At 70.5% G+C, this 17579-nt stretch carries 11 protein-coding genes and 2 pseudogenes; 10 read left to right on the forward strand and 3 right to left on the reverse strand.

What is annotated here, in order from left to right; translation table 11 throughout:
• Window positions 1–16: 16 nt before the first annotated feature.
• The 8 genes and pseudogenes from ACFVX4_RS28965 (at window position 17) to ACFVX4_RS29000 (ending at window position 11523) form a co-directional block, all read left to right on the forward strand.
• Window positions 17–1216 (forward strand): cytochrome P450, encoded by a 1200-nt coding sequence (locus ACFVX4_RS28965; RefSeq protein ID WP_389982504.1) that lies wholly within the window; start codon window positions 17–19, stop codon window positions 1214–1216.
• Window positions 1217–1296: 80 nt separating this feature from the next.
• Window positions 1297–4740: a carboxylic acid reductase gene (car, locus tag ACFVX4_RS28970; RefSeq protein WP_389982507.1), complete on the forward strand. Its 3444-nt coding sequence runs from the start codon at window positions 1297–1299 to the stop codon at window positions 4738–4740.
• A 904-nt stretch (window positions 4741–5644) separates the two neighbouring features.
• A pseudogene (locus ACFVX4_RS28975) lies at window positions 5645–6111 on the forward strand (alpha/beta hydrolase); the annotation flags it as partial.
• Window positions 6112–6424: 313 nt separating this feature from the next.
• The gene (locus tag ACFVX4_RS28980; protein ID WP_389982510.1) at window positions 6425–7309 is read left to right on the forward strand and encodes an ABC transporter substrate-binding protein; all 885 of its coding nucleotides are present in this window, start codon (window positions 6425–6427) and stop codon (window positions 7307–7309) included.
• Window positions 7310–7317: 8 nt separating this feature from the next.
• Window positions 7318–8292, forward strand: a complete 975-nt coding sequence (locus tag ACFVX4_RS28985) for an amino acid ABC transporter permease (protein WP_389982512.1) — start codon at window positions 7318–7320, stop codon at window positions 8290–8292.
• Complete coding sequence (locus ACFVX4_RS28990; protein ID WP_389982515.1) at window positions 8289–9062, forward strand: amino acid ABC transporter ATP-binding protein; 774 nt, start codon at window positions 8289–8291, stop codon at window positions 9060–9062. Before ACFVX4_RS28985 ends, ACFVX4_RS28990 begins: the two co-directional genes overlap by 4 nt.
• Window positions 9062–10681, forward strand: a complete 1620-nt coding sequence (locus ACFVX4_RS28995; RefSeq protein ID WP_389982518.1) for an amidohydrolase family protein — start codon at window positions 9062–9064, stop codon at window positions 10679–10681. Before ACFVX4_RS28990 ends, ACFVX4_RS28995 begins: the two co-directional genes overlap by 1 nt.
• Window positions 10678–11523, forward strand: coding sequence for a serine hydrolase (locus ACFVX4_RS29000; protein ID WP_389982521.1), 846 nt, complete (start codon window positions 10678–10680; stop codon window positions 11521–11523). Before ACFVX4_RS28995 ends, ACFVX4_RS29000 begins: the two co-directional genes overlap by 4 nt.
• Window positions 11524–11566: 43 nt before the next feature.
• Here the strand turns inward: ACFVX4_RS29000 and ACFVX4_RS29005 are convergent, their stop codons facing one another.
• Both ACFVX4_RS29005 and lysA read right to left on the reverse strand, forming a co-directional pair.
• On the reverse strand, window positions 11567–12490 hold the full coding sequence (locus tag ACFVX4_RS29005; protein WP_389982524.1) for a LysR family transcriptional regulator: 924 nt from the start codon (window positions 12488–12490) through the stop codon (window positions 11567–11569).
• Window positions 12491–12499: 9 nt separating this feature from the next.
• The gene (lysA, locus tag ACFVX4_RS29010; RefSeq protein ID WP_389982527.1) at window positions 12500–13852 is read right to left on the reverse strand and encodes a diaminopimelate decarboxylase; all 1353 of its coding nucleotides are present in this window, start codon (window positions 13850–13852) and stop codon (window positions 12500–12502) included.
• A 245-nt stretch (window positions 13853–14097) separates the two neighbouring features.
• On the opposite strand from lysA, the gene ACFVX4_RS29015 reads away from it, so the two are divergent.
• The gene (locus tag ACFVX4_RS29015; RefSeq protein WP_389982530.1) at window positions 14098–16341 is read left to right on the forward strand and encodes an alpha-N-acetylglucosaminidase; all 2244 of its coding nucleotides are present in this window, start codon (window positions 14098–14100) and stop codon (window positions 16339–16341) included.
• A gap of 409 nt (window positions 16342–16750) precedes the next feature.
• Window positions 16751–17266 carry a DUF6630 family protein gene (locus ACFVX4_RS29020; RefSeq protein ID WP_389982533.1) on the forward strand — a complete coding sequence of 172 codons (516 nt, stop codon included), beginning with the start codon at window positions 16751–16753 and terminating at the stop codon, window positions 17264–17266.
• 68 nt (window positions 17267–17334) lie between these two features.
• On the opposite strand, the pseudogene ACFVX4_RS29025 reads toward ACFVX4_RS29020, so the two are convergent.
• A pseudogene (locus tag ACFVX4_RS29025) lies at window positions 17335–17577 on the reverse strand (hypothetical protein); the annotation flags it as partial.
• Window positions 17578–17579 lie beyond the last annotated feature (2 nt).

The following is a 17579-nucleotide window of genomic DNA, read 5'->3' on the forward strand; positions in this document are numbered from 1 at the left end:
CGGAAGGACTGACGCGATGACCGAAGCAGGGGACGGGGTGCGGGCCTACCCGTTCGGTCCGGCGCCCGACCGGCTCGACGTGGACCCGAGGCTGGTCGAGATCTGCGGCGAACAGCCGGTGCTGCGCGTCACTCTGCCCTTCGGGGGCGACGCCTGGCTGGTCACGCGGCACGCGGACGTCAAGACTGTGCTGGCCGATGCCCGGTTCAGCCGTGCCGCCGCCGTGGGCGACGACGTGCCCCGGACGGTCGCGGTCGGTCTGCCGCGGACCTCCATGCTGAGCATGGACCCGCCGGAGCACAGCCGGCTGCGGCGCCGGGTGGCGAACGCGTTCACCGTGCGCCGGGTGGAGACGCTGCGCCCGCGCATCCAGGAGATCGTGCACGGCCTGCTGGACACCATGGTCGCCGGCGGGCCGCCGGCCGACCTGACGCAGGCCCTGACCTGGCCGCTGCCGATCACGGTGATCTGCGAACTGCTCGGCGTGCCCACGGCCGACCGCGACCGGTTCACCGTCTGGGTGGACGGCTTGCTGATGCTCTCCGACCCGGACCAGGCCGCGCAGGCCCGCGGACACCTCGGCGACTACCTCACCGGTCTGATCGCACTGCGCCGCACCAACCCCACCGACGACCTGCTCGGTGAACTGGTCGCCGTACGGGACGAGGAGGACAGGCTCCGCGAGGAGGACCTGGTCAGCCTCGGGGTCAGCCTGCTCTCCGCCGGTCAGGAGGCCACCGCCAACCAGATCGGCAACTTCGTCTACACGCTGCTGACCCATCCCGGCCTCTGGCGGGAACTCGCCGCCGATCCGGCGCTCATCCCCGATGCGGTCGAGGAACTCTCCCGGTTCATCCCGATCAGCGCGACCGCCGGCTTCACCCGGATCGCCACCGAGGACCTGGAGCTCAGTGGGCAGATCATCCGCACTGGCGACGCGGTGGTGGCCGAGTTGGGCCTGGCCAACCGGGATCCCGAGGTCTTCGACCACCCCGACGAGATCGACTTCCACCGCGGGACCGTCCCGCACGTCACCTTCGGGCACGGCGTGCACCACTGCCTGGGCGCGCAGTTGGCCAGGACGGAGTTGCGCGTCGTGCTCGAAACCCTGATCGATCGCCTGCCCGGTCTCCGACTCGCCGTTCCGGCCGACCAGTTGTCCTGGCGGACCGAGCGCCTCATCCGCGGGGTGGCCGCACTTCCGGTCAGCTGGTGATGTGTGCCTTCGGACACCAAGGGCACCCCGCCGCTGCACCACTCACCGACATCACCAGGACGCTGTCAGGAGGGCTGACCATGGCCGAACCACGGGAGGCGGGCACCGCGCCGGTGCCCGATCCGGGCACGGGACTTGCCCAGGCCCTGGCGGCCGTCGATCCGGGCAAGCAACTCGCCGAGGTCATGGCGACCGTCATGGAGGGCTACGGGGACCGGCCGGCTCTCGGCGAACGCGCCAAGGATCCGTCGACGGCACGCCTGCTCCCACGGTTCGACACCCTCAGCTACCGCGAGCTGTGGGCGCGCGTCCGTGCGCTCGCCGGCCGGTGGTACCACGACCCCGAGTACCCGTTGAGCGCGGGCGACCGACTGTGCACCCTGGGCTTCGCCGGCATCGACTACGCCACGCTCGACCTTGCGTGCCTGCACACGGGCGTCGTGGCCGTACCGCTGCAGTACAGCGCGCCGCCGGCCCAACTCGGGCCGATCATCGCGGAGGCCGAGCCGCGCGTGCTCGCCGCGAGCGCCGAGCACCTGGACACCGCCGTCGCAGCTGTTCTCGGGGCACCCTCGATCCAGCGCCTGATCGTGTTCGACCACCACGCCGAGGACGCCCACCGGTACGACGTCCTGGCGTCCGCCCGGCGGCGCCTGGCCGAAGCCTGCAGCCCGGTGGTCGTCGACTCGCTGGCGGAGCTGATCGACCGCGGGTCCGACCTGCCGCCCCCTCCGCTGTTCACCGCCGCCCCGGGCGACGATCCGCTGGCCCTGCTCATCTACACCTCCGGCAGCACCGGGGCGCCCAAGGGGGCCATGTACACGCAACGGCTGGTCGGCACCGCGTGGTACGGGTTCAGCTACGGGACCGATGACATGCCCGCCGTCAGCGTCCTCTACATGCCGCAGAGCCACCTCGCCGGCCGCTACGCGCTGATGGGCTCGCTGGTCCGCGGCGGTGTCGGATACTTCACCGCCAAGAGCGACTTGTCCACCCTCTTCGAGGACATCGCCCTGGTCCGCCCCACGGAACTGACCATGGTTCCCCGCGTCTGCGACATGCTGTTCCAGCAGTACCGGAGCGAACTGGACCGGCGAACCGGCGAACCGGGCGACGTCGAGACAGCGGTCAAGACGGACCTGCGGGAGAACTTCCTGGGCGGGCGCGTCGCCAAGGCGTTCGTCGGCACCGCCCCGTTGTCGGCCGAGTTGACGGTCTTCGTCGAGTCCTGCCTCGGCCTTCACCTGTACACCGGTTACGGCTCCACCGAAGCCGGCGGGGTGCTGCTGGACACGGTGGTCCAGCGTCCGCCGGTGATCGACTACAAGCTGGCGGACGTCCCGGAATTGGGCTACCACCGCACCGATTCGCCGTATCCGCGCGGCGAACTGCTACTGAAGTCCGAAACCCTCGTCCCCGGGTACTACAAGCGCCCCGAGCTCACGGCCGAGATCTTCGACGAGGACGGCTACTACCGGACCGGCGACGTCATGGCCGAGATCGGACCCGACCGGCTGGTCTACGTCGACCGCACCAAGGACACCCTGAAGCTGTCCCAGGGTGAGTTCGTGGCCGTATCACGCCTGGAGGCCGTCTTTCTGGGCAGTCCCCTCGTCCGGCAGATCTACGTGTACGGCAACAGCGAACGCGCCCACCTGCTCGCGGTGGTGGTGCCCGCCCCGGATGCAACGGCCGGGTGCGACGGGGCCGTCGAGTCGCTCAAGCCGCTGCTCAGCGCGTCGCTCCAGCACGTCGCCAAGGAAGCCGGACTCAACTCGTACGAGATCCCGCGCGACTTCCTGATCGAGACCGAGCCCTTCAGCCCCGAGAACGGCCTGCTCGCCGACAGTCACAAACTGCTGCGCCCCAGGCTCAAGGAACGCTACGGCGAGGCCCTGGAACGGCTCTACGCCGAACTCGCCGAGAGACAAGCGCAGCAGCTGCGCGCACTGCGGCAAGCCGGTCCGGACCGGCCCGTGGTGGAAACGGTCGGCCGGGCCGCCCAGGCACTGCTGGGCGGCACGCACGCCGGCCTGAGCGCCGAGGGGCACTTCACCGACCTGGGCGGGGATTCCCTGTCCGCCCTGTCCTTCTCTCGGATCCTGCAGGAGATCTTCCACGTCGAGGTTCCGGTCGGGGTGATCATCAGCCCGGCCAATGACTTGGCACGGGTGGCGGGGTACATCGCGGCGGAACGGCGTTCCGGGGCGCGGCGTCCCACGTTCGCCTCCGTGCACGGCGAGCACAGCACCGCGGTCCGCGCCGGTGACCTCACTCTGGACAAGTTCCTCGACGCGGCCACGCTCGCCGCCGCCCCGGCACTGCCCCGCCCCGAAGGTGCCGTGCGAACCGTCCTGCTGACCGGAGCCAACGGCTACCTCGGCCGGTTCCTGTGCCTGGAATGGCTGGAGCGCCTGGCGCCCTCGGGCGGCAAGCTGGTCTGCGTCGTCCGCGGCAGCAGCACGGCCGTCGCGACGCAGCGCCTGAACGCAGCCTTCGACAGCGGCGACGGCGAACTGCTCCGGCGCTACCGGGAATTGGCCGATGGGACCCTGGAAGTGCTCGCCGGGGACATCGGCGAGCCGCACCTCGGGCTGGACGAGGACACCTGGCGCGGGCTGGCCGGCTCCGTGGACCTGATCGTCCACCCGGCCGCCCTGGTCAACCACGTGCTGCCCTACCGCCAGTTGTTCGGCCCCAACGTCGCCGGCACGGCCGAACTGATCCGGTTGGCGCTCACCACGCGGATGAAGCCCGTCACCTACGTCTCCACCGTCGCCGTGCACCTCGGAGCTGCGCGGGCGGCCCTCGACGAGGACGCCGACATCCGCAGCACCAGCCCGGTGCGGCACCTGGACCAGAGCTACGCCAACGGCTACGCGACCAGCAAGTGGGCCGGCGAGGTCCTGCTCCGGGAGACACATGACCTGTGCGGCCTGCCGGTCGTCACCTTCCGGCCGAACATGGTCCTTGCGCACAGCAGGTATCCCGGGCAGGTGAACGTGCCCGACATGTTCACCCGCCTGCTGCTCAGCCTTATCGCCACCGGCATCGCGCCGGGCTCGTTCTACCGGACCGGTGGCGCACGCGCCCATTACGACGGTCTGCCGGTCGACTTCACCGCCAAGGCCATCACCGCGCTGGGCGGGCGGGCCATCGAGGGCTACCGGACGTTCAACGTACTGAACCCGCATGACGACGGGGTCTCGCTGGACACCTTCGTCGACTGGCTCACCAAGGCCGGCCACCCGATCCAGCGGATCGACGACTACGGCGAATGGCTCGCCCGCTTCACGGCCGCGCTCCGTGCCCTGCCGGAGAGGCAGCGTCGGCACTCGCTGCTGCCCCTGCTGCACTCCGTGGCGCAACCCGAGGAGGGCGCCCCCGGTCCGGCGCTCCCCTCCGAGCGGTTCCGCGCCGCCATGCAAGCCGCCGAGGTCGGCCCCGGCACGGACGTTCCCCACCTGTCGGACGGCCTCATCCGCAAGTACGTCACCGACCTACGGCAGCTCGGCCTGCTCTAGCGGTGGCTTGTTGACGGGGGGCAGGGCCGTAGCAGGCCCGTAGCAGAGGAACGTCACCTCGCCGCCCGGGGATGTGCTGACCCGTCGTCTGCCGTGTCCGCCCGCTCGGGGACCGCTGGAAGCCTGTGCGGCACGCTTCGATGACCTGCTCTCCACACTGACACGGCGCCGCGGGTTCCGTGAGTACCTCGCGGGGCTGCTGCTACCGCGGGGCCGGAACCAGACCCCGCCCCGCCTGGTCGGCACGGAGCCGGTGGTCGGGCCCAGAACCGCTCAGTGCAGCAGCTGCAGTTCTTCAGGTCAACGACGAACTCGGGTGGGCCGAATTCCAGGTCCGCTCCGCCACCGCCATCCGCCGCCACCAGACGCTGGTCACCTGCGCGTTCTCGTTCTGTGGGGACGGTCTGGTTCAGTCCGCCACCCGAGGCTTCGCCCGGCACAGCGCCACCGGAGCCGCCCGAACAACCGGGCCGGCCCGAGAGGAGGACCAACCGGACCCCACCAGCCCCACACGGCCGGCTGGCCCAAGGCAATACGCGCCGTCCGGGCCTGGCTCGCCCCCTGGACCAGCATCCAACGATGCCCAGTTCCTCCCGTCGTAGGCCCGGCACGCGGCGCAGCCGTCCGTCGTCCGGCATCCCGGCCTGGTGCGGATCGACGGCGGCGCGGCGCGAGCGCAGGAAGGCGCCGAGCTCGTTGCCTCTGGCGGGAGTGGCACGGTGGTCCATGGCTCCAGTGTCCGCTCGGCCATGGCTGGGCGCCTGGTACTGGTCTGCATAGGCAGGGCCCTCCCTGGAAGCGGGTGCCCTGCGGGACGACGTTGGGGAGGTGGCCGGCTGACCCGGCGGCCACCGGGTTCACCCCGATCAGCCCCTCCTCCCCGTGCCACTGGAGTGCATCCACCATGCGGACTGACGTCACCTTTCTCAGCGCCGGCCTGAAGCTCGCCGGTCACCTGTACATTCCCGACGGCGCGGCCACCGGTCCGCGTCCGGCGATCGTCGTCGCCCATCCCGGGAGCGGGGTGAAGGAACAGACTTCCGGTCTGTACGCACGGCGCCTGGTCGAGCAGGGCTTTGTCACCCTGGCTTTCGACGCGGCCTATCAGGGGGAGAGCGAGGGGGAGCCGCGCGGTCTGGAGGATCCGGCCCACCGGGTCGAGGACCTCAAGGCCGCCGTCTCCTTCCTCACCACTCGCGAGGGGATATTGCCCCGGACCGTTTCGGCGTGCTGGACATCTGTGCCTCCGGCGGGTACGCCCTCGCCGCAGCCGCGACCGACCAGCGGATCAGGGCGGTCGCCACTGTCAGCGCCGTCGGCATCGCCCTGCAGTTCCGTGTGGGAGCCGACGGAACCCAGGATCCGGCCCTCGCCGTCGGAGATGGCGCAGAGGTGCTCGACGCGGGCCTTCTCCGGCTCGTAGTCAGGGTCGTTGGATGCCTTCCAGGTCTCTCCCGAGCAGCCCGTCATCCCCACGAGCACTCCACCGGTGCCGAGCAGCAGTGCACGTCGGCCGAACGGCCGTCGCCTGCCATGCCCCCTTCCCGTTGAGGGTCCTCGCTCAGCCCTCGGACTCGGACCCGTACAGATTTCGATGGTCAGGCATGAATAGCTTCATCATCTTCCATTCACCGGGGCGCGACTGCCAGCATCGGCGCACCGCCACCCCGTGAGGGAGAATCCGATGAATCGTCCCCGTTCTCTGCGCTGTCTGGCAGCCCTGGCCGTGGTGGCTCTCGCGGCCACCGCCTGCGGGCGCTCCGGTCAGGGCGACGCCCCGTCCGGGGCCGCGTCACAGGCCACCTCCGGCCGGACCGCGGCCGAGCTGCTGCCCGCTCAGCACCGGCAGAAGGGTGTGCTCCGGGTGGCCACCGCGGTCGGCTACCCGCCGATGGAGATGTACGAGCCCGGCACCACCCGGCTCACCGGTGTCGACCCCGATCTGGCCAAGGCCCTCGCCGAGCGGCTCAAGCTGAAGCTGGAACTCACCAATGCCGCCTTCGACGGACTGATCCCCGGTCTGGAGTCCGGACGGTTCGACCTGGTCATGTCGTCCATGACCGACAGTGCACAGCGGCGCCAGGCGGTCGACTTCGTCGACTACTTCCGCACCGGCGGCGTCATCATGACGAAACAGGGCAACCCGCAGGGCATCAAGTCCCTCGCGGACCTCTGCGGAAAGACCGTCGTCCTCGCCAAGGGCAGCTCCAACCTCCACATCGGCGAGGAGCAGAACGCCAAGTGCCAGGAGAAGATGCGGATCTCGCAGAGCGAGGACGCACCGACCGGGCTGCTGCAACTGGACAGCGGACGCGCGGTCGCGACCATCGTCGACTATCCCGTCGCCAAGATGTTCACCAAGAAGAGCAGCGCGTACGAGGTGCTGCCGGAGCAGTACGGCACCGCCCCCTGGGGCATCGCGTCCGCGAAGAGCCAGGGCGGACTGCGCGACGCCGTCCACAAGGCCCTGCAGGAACTCATCGACAACGGCGACTACAAGAAGATCCTCGACACCTGGGGAGTCGGCGACAGCGCCGTGCCCGAGGCCACCGTCAACGACGGGCGGTGAGAACAGACATGAACCACCAGAAAATATCCGGCGCCTCCCTCGGCCGGGCGCCGGATGCCACCCCCGCCGACGGGACGCCGCAGGAGGACGACCTCTCCCTCCAGGTGACCGGACGCCCGCGTCCCGGGCGCTGGCTCGCGGTCCTTGCCGCCGCCCTGTTCGCGGTGTGGCTCGCCTACACCATCATCGTCAACCCCAATCTGCACTGGGACATCGTCGCCAAGTACCAGTTCGACGGCGTGATCCTCAAGGGCCTCGGGGTGACCATTCAGCTCACCCTCGTCTCGATGGCTCTCGGCATCGCCATCGGGGTCGTCATCGCGGTGATGCAGCTGTCCGACAGCCCCGTCCTGCGTCTCACCGCCGGTGCCTACACCTGGTTCTTCCGGGGCACCCCGCTGCTGGTCCAGCTCATCTTCTGGTTCAACCTGGCCCTGCTGTTCCCCGTGATCAGCATCGGAATCCCGTTCGACGGCCCCAAACTCATCAGCTGGCAGTCCAACCAGGTGATCACCGGGTTCGTGGCCGCGCTCCTCGGTCTCTCCATCAACGAGGGCGCCTACATGGCCGAGATCGTGCGGGCCGGCATTCAGAGCGTGGATCCCGGCCAGCGCGAGGCGGGAGCCTCCATCGGGATGTCGAACCGTCAGATCCTGTCCCGGATCATCCTCCCGCAGGCGATGCGAGTCATCATTCCGCCGTTCGGCAACCAGTTCATCTCCATGCTCAAGACGACCTCACTGGTCTCGGTCATCGCCGGCGCCGATCTGATGACCGTCTCCCAGCACCTCTATCTCGCCAACTTCGAAGTGGTCGCACTGCTCCTGGTGGCCTCGATCTGGTACCTCGTGCTCACCACGATCGCCAGCATCGGCCAGCACGCCGTCGAGCGACGCTACAGCCCCGGTACCGCTCCCGTGCTGCGGAGCAGGATCCTGGCCAATCTCCTGCCCGGACGCGCCAAGAAGGGAGCAGCGGCATGAACGACGTGATCCTCAGGGCCCGCGGGGTTCGCAAACGATTCGGTGACACCGAGGTACTGAAGGGCATCGACCTCGATGTCCGCAGCGGTGAGGTGCTCTGTGTCATCGGCCCCTCCGGGTCCGGGAAGTCCACGCTGCTGCGCTGCTTCAACCACCTTGAGCGGATCGACGCGGGGCGGGTGTGGATGGACGGTGAGCTGGTCGGCTACGAACAGCACGGCCCGTCCGGCCGAGTGCTGCGCGAGCGGCGCGCCCGGGACGTGCGGCGCCAACGCGAACGGATCGGCATGGTGTTCCAGCGGTTCCACCTGTTCCCGCACCGCACAGCGGTGCAGAACGTGATGGAGGGTCCGGTCGCCGTCAAGGGACAGCCGCGTGCGCAGGCCGAGAAGCAGGCCCGCAAGCTGCTGGCCGACGTCGGTCTCGCAGACCGGGCGGACCACTACCCGGGGCAGCTGTCCGGCGGGCAGCAGCAGCGCGTGGCGATCGCCCGCGCACTGGCCATGGAACCCGCCCTCATGCTCTTCGACGAACCCACCTCCGCCCTCGATCCCGAACTCGTCGGCGAGGTGCTCGGCGTCATGCGCGACCTGGCCCGCAGCGGTATGACGATGGTCGTGGTCACCCACGAGATGGGCTTCGCCCGCGAGGTCGCCGACCGGGTCCTGTTCATGGACCGGGGTGCCGTCGTCGAGGCCGGGAGCCCCGACCTGTTGTTCACCGACCCGCGGCACGACCGCACGCGGGCCTTCCTGTCGACGGTGCTGTGATGGGCCGCCCCCTCGATCTGCTGCTGCGCGGCGGCACGCTCGTGGACGGAACCGGCGCACCCGCCCGGGAAGCGGACATCGCGGTGGTGGACGGGCGGATCGCCGTGCTCCCCGCCGGCGCCCCTGCCTCGGCCGTCGAGACCCTGGACGTGACCGGGCGGGTCGTCGCACCCGGCTTCATCGACGTGCACACGCACTCCGACGCCCTCGCGGCGCCCCACGGAGCCGGCGGTACCACGGAGCCGATCGACGTCCTCCGCCTCGCTCCGCTGCTCCAGGGCGTCACCACGGAGATCTGCGGCAACTGCGGGACCAGTCTGTTCCCCTCGTTCCCCGGGCGGCTGCCGGAGCTCGCCGAGCACCTCAGGGTGACGTTCGGGCTCGGACCGGTGCGGCCCGCCGTGGACTTCGACGCGTTCGCCGCCGGACAGGACCCCGCTCTGCGCCACACCCACATCGCCTCGCTGGTCGGCCACGGCACGCTGCGCGCCGGAGTGATGGGCTTCGAGGCCCGGCCGCCCCGGCCCGACGAGCTGGACGCCATGTGCGCGCTGCTGGACCGGGCGCTGGCCCAGGGGGCGGCCGGTCTGTCCACCGGGCTGATCTACCCTCCCGGCACCTATGCCGACACCGAGGAGATCGTCGCGCTGGCCGGGGTCGCCGCCCGGCACGGCAAGCCGTACGTCACTCATCTGCGCGACGAGATGTCACAGGTGGAGTCCGCCCTGGAGGAGGCCCTGGAGATCGCGGTACGCTCCGGCGCCCCGCTGCAGATCTCCCACCACAAGACCGCGGGCCGGCACGCCTGGGGCGCCACACTGCGCACCCTGCCCCGGCTGGAACGGGCCCGCGCCGAAGGTGTGGACGTGCTGTGCGACGTCTATCCGTACACGGCGGGAAGCACCGTCCTGCACGCCATGCTGCCCCCGTGGGCGAGTGAGGGCGGCGTCGGTGCCCTGCTGGAACGGCTGCGCCGCCCCGAGACGCGCGACCGGATCAGGACGGACATCGCTCAGGGCGTCGAGGGGTGGGAGAACACCGTGGGAAACGGCGGCTGGGACCTCATCTCGGTGGCCGCCGCGCAGACGCACCCCGAGGCCGAGGGGCGCAGCATCGCCGACCTCGCGGCCGAGCGCGGCGTCCATCCGGTCGACCAGGCGTGCGATCTCCTGCTGGCCGAGCAGGGCGAAGTGACCATCATCAGCCATTCCATGCGAGAGGACGATGTCCGCCGGGTCATCGCCAGCCCGTTGTCGATGATCGGTTCGGACGGCGTCCCCAAACCCGGTCGGCCGCATCCGCGCTGGGCGGGGAGTTTCGCCCGGGTGCTCGGCCGTTACAGCCGCGACGAGCAACTGCTCCCGCTGGAGAGTGCGGTGCACAAGATGACCGGACTGCCTGCCGGGCGGTTCGGCCTCACCGGCCGCGGCGTGGTCCGCGACGGCGCCGTCGCCGATCTGGTCGTACTCGACCCGGCGTCGGTGCGCGACACCGCCGACTTCGACCGTCCCCTGCTGGCACCCGAGGGCATCGATACTGTCGTGGTGTCGGGACGGATCGCGGCAAGAGATGGCCGCCCGACCTCGGCGCGGGCGGGAGAAGTGGTGAGAATCCGATGAGTCTGGCCCAAGTGGCCGCGGCGGCACGGCGCTCGGCCGCGCTGCCGCTCACCCTGGCCGTCGCCGCCGTCGACATCGACGGCGGCGACACGGTGGGGGTGAACGAGCACACCGTGCTGCCGGTGGCGTCCGCCTCGAAGCTGCTGCTGCTCGCCGAGGTCGCACACCGGCTGGACACCGGGGAACTGCCCGCCGACCGTGTCGTGGAGGTCCTCGACGAGGACCTGGCGGAGGGCACCGGTCTGCTGCGCCGGCTGAGCGGGCGCGGCTGGACCGTCGAGGACCTGGCCTGGCTGACCGCCTCGGTGAGCGACAACACCGCGACCAACGCGTTGTTGCGCCTGGTGGGGCGCGAGTCCACGGCCCGGCTCGCACAGGAGCTGGGGCTCGACCACCTCACGCTGCACGACAAGGTCCGCGACGTCCGGGGCCCGGATGTGCCGCCCGTCTTCGCCACCGGCACCGCACGGGACCTGGCGCGGCTGGTGACACACGCGGTGCGCGGCACCATGAGCTGCCCGGCGGCCTCCACCCGGCTGCTGCGCTGGATGCGTGCCAACACCGACCACGGCCTGGTCCCCGCACTGGTCGACCACGACCCGTACGAACCGGGTTTTCCCGAGCGGCTGTGCGACGGGCTTCTGGTCGCCAACAAGACCGGCACCGACACCGGGGTCCGTGCCGACGCCGGTGTCATCATCGGCAGGCGCCGGCTCGCATACGCGGTGGTGGCGCACTGGGAAACGGCACTGGGACCGAGCACCGAGCGGGCCGCCGTGCACGCCATTCGGGACGTGGGGCGGACCCTCGCGGCCTGTGCCGGGCGCCGGACCGCCGATTGAGGCACGGGGCACCGGCCCCGAGGAGGCGTGACCGGTGCGCCGGTCATGACCACTGCACCTCCAGCAGCGACCTGATCTCCTCGGCGGCCGACCGCAGTTCCGCGAGGAAGATCTGCAGCAGCGGGTTGCGGTTGGTGGACCGGGTGGCGACCCCGATGCGCCGGTGCAGTCGGGGGTGGTCCAGTCGGCAGACATGCACGCCGGTGGTGTCGCCGAGCCCGAGGGCCGGGACGAGTGCGATGCCCATGCCCGCGCGAGCCAGGTTGATCGTGACCTGGTAATGATCACTGCGGCAGCGGACCCGGGGCCGGAAACCCTCGGCCGCGCACGCGCGTTCCAGAACCGGTTCGCCGGTGTGGCCGCCGTGCGTACCGATCCAGCTCTCCCCCTCCAGGGCGGCGAGCCGGACCGTGGCGTGCCGCCCGAGGCGGTGCCGCAGGGGCAGGACCACCAGCTGCGGCTCGTCGAAGAACATCTCCACGTCCACGGTCGCCTGTCGGCACCAGGGGTCCAGCGCATGCTCGAAGACGACTGCGGCATCCAGCCGACCCGCCTCCAGGTCGGGCACCAGCTCGTGCGGCTGCCCGAGGATCAGTTCCAGCTCGACCTGGGGCCGGTTCGCCGCGAACCCCGACAGGGCCCGGGGCAGCAGCTCCAGGCCCGAGGACGCGAAGAAGCCCAGCCGCAGGACACCGGCCTCGCCCCCGGAGTGCGCCCGCAGGTCGTCCTGTGCGACGGCCATCAGGTCGGCGACCGCCTGCGCGTGCTCGGCCAGTCGCACCCCGGCCGCGGTCAGCCGCAGGCTCTGCGGCTGACGTTCCACCAACGCCACTCCGAGCTCCTGCTCCAGCCGGGCGAGCTGATGCGAGATCGCGGAGGGGCTCAGATGCAGCGCCTGGGCCGCGGCCACGATGGTGCCGGTACGGGCTATCTCCAGCAGGACGAGCAGTCGGGCACTGTTCAGCATCGGGTCAGGTTAGGCCGTGCCGACGCGCTGCGCCGCTCCGGTGCCGGACCGTACCCTCTCCGTCGGCTCCAGGAACCCGGCGGGCTCGTCCACGTCCAGGCGCAGCAGGTCCTCCTCGGTCTCCCGGCGCACCACGGTGCGGGCGCGGCCGTCGCGTACGAAGACGACAGCGGGGCGCGGCAGCTTGTTGTAGTTGGAGGCCATGGCGTACCCGTAGGCGCCGGTGACCGGCGTGGCCAGAAGGTCGTCCACCGCGATGTCGGCGGGCAGGGCGGCATCGTCGACGATCACGTCACCGCTCTCGCAGTGCTTGCCGACCAGCCGTGCCCGCATGGGCCGGGGGGCGCGCGGACTGCGCGGCAGGAACACCTCGTAGCGGCTGCCGTACAGGGCGGGGCGCAGGTTGTCGCTCATCCCGCCGTCCACGCCGACGTACGTCCGCACGCCCTCGATCCGCTTGATCGTGCCCACCCGGTAGAGGGTCAGCCCGGCACGGGCGGCGATGGAACGGCCGGGCTCCACGGTGACCGAGGAGCCCCAGCCCGCGCCGCGTACCGCGGTCCGTACCCGGGCCGCCCATTCGGCGAACGACGGTGCGGTCTGTCCCGCCTCGTACGCGACGCCGAGGCCGCCGCCGACCGTGAGCCGGTGCATCCGTGTGTCGGCGGCGAACCGGGCGACGGCCGCGGCGCCGGCCGCGAGCTCTGCCGTGTCCAGCACCTGTGAGCCCACATGCGCGTGGACGCCTTCCAGGATCATCGCGGGGGAACCGGCGGCCCGGCGCACGGCGGCCGCCGCGGTTCCGCCGGCGAGGCCGAAGCCGAACTTCGAGTCGTTGCCACCGGTCCGGATCGCCTCGTGCGCGCCGGCAGCCACTCCGGGCGCCACCCGCAGCTGGATCCGGGCGGGCGGCAGGTGTTCCTCGGCGTGCAGGCGCTCGACGCGGTCCATCTCGTCGAAGCTGTCGACCACCAGATGCCGCACCCGGGCGGACATGGCCGTGCGCAGTTCCGCCTCGTCCTTGTTGTTGCCGTGCAGGACGATCCGATCAGCGGGCACCCCGGCGTGCAGCGCGACCCGCAGCTCGCCGCCGGAGGCGACATCGAGCAACAGCCCCTCCTCGTGAGCCAGCCGCGCCATGGCCGTGCACAGGAACGCCTTGGAGGCGTAGGCGACGTTGTCCCGGCCGAAGGCGGCGACCGCTTCCCGGCAGCGCCGGCGCAGATGCTCCTCGTCGTACACGAAGAGGGGTGTTCCGAAACGCCGTGCCAGTTCGGTGAGCAGGACGCCACCGACGGCCAGCCCTTCCTGACGTATTTCGGACGTGCCGGGCAGCAGGCCCGATTCGATGGCTGACGTCATGCGTTCCTCCCCGGAAGCCGGCTCGCAGCCATCCTGCGGCCTGCACAGGGGGTCATAAAAGCGCATTCTTCTATGGCTGAGCCTCACGGTTTTCGATGCTCGCGCCGTACACCGGTGCCGGTACACCGGTCCCGCCACGAGGCAGTCGGTGCGCATCCGTGTCGGCTCCGCCGGTTCCCGTGGAGGGCACGGTGCCGCACCATGTTCTGGGCAAGCCCGTATCCCTTCGTCGGACGAGGTCACCCTTGAGAAGCCTCAGATCCTGGATCGTCGTCTGCTCGTCCGCTCTCGCCGTACTGGTCACTGTGCCCAGCCCGGTCACGGCAATGAGCCCCCCTGCCGGTGACGCGGCAGCCGTCTCCCGCGACAGGTCCGCCTTCAACTCCGAACCGGCCGAGGCGGCGCTGCGGCGCCTGCTCCCGCACCACGCCGGGCAGTTCGACCTCGTGCCTGCGGGCCGCCCCGCATCCGGCGACTACTTCACCGTCTCCGGCACGACGGGCCAGGTCCGCATCCGGGGCACCAGCCCCGCCGTGCTGCTCAGCGGCGTCAACCACTACCTCAAGTACACGGCCAGGGTGGACATCGGCTGGCCCGGTGACAGCACCTCGAAGCTTCCGAAGAAGCTCCCGGCGCCCCTCGGCACGGTGCGCCGGGACGCCTCGGTGCCGCACCGGTTCGCCCTCAACGACACGGACGACGGCTATTCGGGGGCGTACCGGAACTGGGCCTCGTACGAGAAGCAGATCGACGTCCTCGCGCTGCACGGCGTCAACGAGGTGTTCGTGCAGATGGGCGCGGATGCCGTGTACTACGACACCTTCCGGGAGTTCGGGTACACGAAGAGGGAGCTCACTTCCTGGATTCCGGGCCCCGCGCACCAACCGTGGTGGCTGATGCAGAACATGTCCGGATTCGGCGGCCCGGTCAGCGAGAAGATGCTGGACCGGCGTGCCGCGCTCGGCCGAAAGATCGCCGATCGGCTGCGCCGGCTCGGCATGACGCCGGTCCTGCCCGGCTACTACGGCACGGTGCCGCCCGGGTTCACCGACAGGAACCCCGCCGGCCCCGTGGTCCCGCAGGGCGACTGGGTCGGCTTCGAACGCCCGGACTGGCTGGATCCGCGCAGCGAACTGTTCCCGAAGGTGGCGGAGGTGTTCTACCGCCGTCAGCACGAACTGTTCGGTGACTCGGCCATGTACAAGATGGATCTGCTGCACGAGGGCGGCACTCCGGGAAACGTGCCGGTCGAGGACGCCGCCAAGGCCGTCATGAACGCCCTGCAGACAGCGCATCCTGGCTCGACCTGGGTCCTGCTCGGCTGGCAGAGCAACCCGTCCACGCAGCTCATCGATGCGGTGGACAAGAGCAGGCTGTTCATCGTCGACGGCCTGGCCGACCGCTACAACGGCCTGGACCGCGAGGCCGCATGGCATGGCGCGCCCTACGCCTTCGGGACCATCCCCAACTTCGGCGGCCACACCACGATCGGCGCCAACACCGCCGTCTGGACAGCCCGGTTCGACGAGTGGCGCACGAAGCCGGACAGCGCACTCCGGGGCATCGCCTATCTCCCGGAAGGCACTGGCGGCAACCCGGCCGCGTACGAGCTCTTCACCGAACTGGCCTGGCACACAGGACCGTTGGACCACTCCGCCTGGTTCGCCGCCTACGCCGAGCGACGCTACGGCGGCGCCGACCCACATGCGGCCAGGGCCTGGGAACTCCTGCGCACCGGCCCGTACAGCACCTCGTCCGGCACCTGGAGCGAGTCCCAGGACAGCCTCTTCACCGCACGCCCCGGGCTGACCGTCGGCACGTCGGCCAGTTGGAGCCCGTCCGCCATGCGGTACGACGCGTCAGCGGTGTGGAAGGCACTGGCGGAGCTGCTCCAAGTCGCCCCCGAGCTACGGACGTCGGATGCGTACCGCTTCGATGTGGTGGACGTGGCCCGGCAGGCCCTGGCCAACCGCAGCCGTACGCTGCTGCCGCAGATCAAGGCCGCGTACGAGGGGAAGGCTCTCGCCCTCTTCCGACAGCGGGCCGCGGAGTGGAAGCAGGACCTCGCCCTGCTGGACCGACTGCTGGCCACCGACCGGCGGTTCATGCTGGGGCCCTGGCTGAAGGACGCCAGGTCCTGGGGCAGCACCGATGCCGAGCGGTCCGCCGCCGAGTTCGACGCCCGTTCGATCCTCACCACCTGGGGTCATCGCTCCGGCAGCGAGTCCGGTGGGCTGCGCGACTACGCGAACCGCGAATGGTCGGGGCTGATCCGCGACTTCTACGCCGAGCGGTGGACGCTCTACCTCGACTCCCTCGACACGGCCCTGGCCACCGGGCAGCCGCCGGCCGCCATCGACTGGTTCGAGCGGGACAACGCCTGGAACCTGGAGCACAAGAGCTATCCGGTGGAGCCCACGGGCGACCCGGTGGCGCTGGCCGAAACCGTACGGGCATCGCTGCCGGTACCGGAAGCCCGCCCTGCCTGACACGAACGAACAGACCGCGATGCTCGACGGCGGTCCGGCGCGCGGGCTGGGCATGCGGGTCACGAGTCGGCCCGCAGTGGTTCAGAACACCTGGCCGTGCGACGTCGAGGCCCCGCCGGAGGGCATGCGCGCCGATGCGCTGTACGCCTGACGGCTCGGCCTCCGGGCGAAGGACGAACCGCTGCGCTACGGATTCGACGGGCCGGGCCCGCAACGACAGGGGGCAAGTTCCTGCCCAGGGGCCGCACCGGGCCTGAGGCTCGTGCGCTGCGGGCGCGCGTCCTGCCCGAGCGGCCCGGCGCGACGTCCGTTGTCATAGCCCTGTGCCAGGCTTCTTCGTGAACGCCCGAGAGGGCACCCTCGCCTCGGCGACGACCTCGACCGCACCATTGTCCAAGGAGCACACACCATGTCCGGCACCGACACTGTCCGAACGTCGTTGGAAGCCACGGCATCGCTTCTCGCCCCGGCCCATCCAGATGTGGTCGAGCAGGTGTTGCACGCCCACGACGATCCCGAGAGCTATGTGCGGACGCACGCGGGCCGGCTGGCTGATCGCGGCATCGACGAGCCCATCGCGGACCTCGCATGGATAGCACTCGTGGATGCGCTCTACGATCACCGGCTGCTCGCGGAATTCGACTGGAAGGAGGATCCGCAGGAGATCCGGGCCCAATTGGGGAGGCTCGTCTCCCGACCGTCCGTGGACCCCTGGGTGCTGTTCGAAGCCGACGAGATGTCCCTGCCGACCGACGAGTTCCTGGCGGCCTGCGGTCGGCACTATCGCGATGTCGGCACGGCGCTCGCCGTCCTCGACATCGATTCGGACTGCTACCCGGTGGTGTGTCTGCGCGCGGCGCAGGCCGAGGAGTTGACGGCACTCGCCGGCCGTGCAGGGTTCACCGCTCGGAGTCTGGGGGACTGAAGGCGATGCCGTAACGGCATAGTGGATGAAAGGACGACGCTCCGGGCCAGTACGGACTACGCACTCCCTTACCGGGCATGGTCCGATGCCGGCAGAATTTCCTGAGGGACAAGGGCGGTGGAGCCCGGCGTGGTGCAGGCATACGCCCCCGCTACGGCTCCCGGGCGGGCGCATTCCAGTAGATCCCGGCCGGTGAGTCTCCCGTACGGGAAGCCACGGACGTATGCGCCCGCCGCGCTGAGGAGGACGAGGTCGGGGCGAAGGGCGAACTCCCGGTGGTGGTCTGCCAGTCCGTCCCAGTCGTGCAGGTCCG

Origin of the sequence: Streptomyces sp. NPDC058240 (genome assembly GCF_042882135.1) — a bacterium.
In the GTDB taxonomy this organism is placed as follows: domain Bacteria; phylum Actinomycetota; class Actinomycetes; order Streptomycetales; family Streptomycetaceae; genus Streptomyces.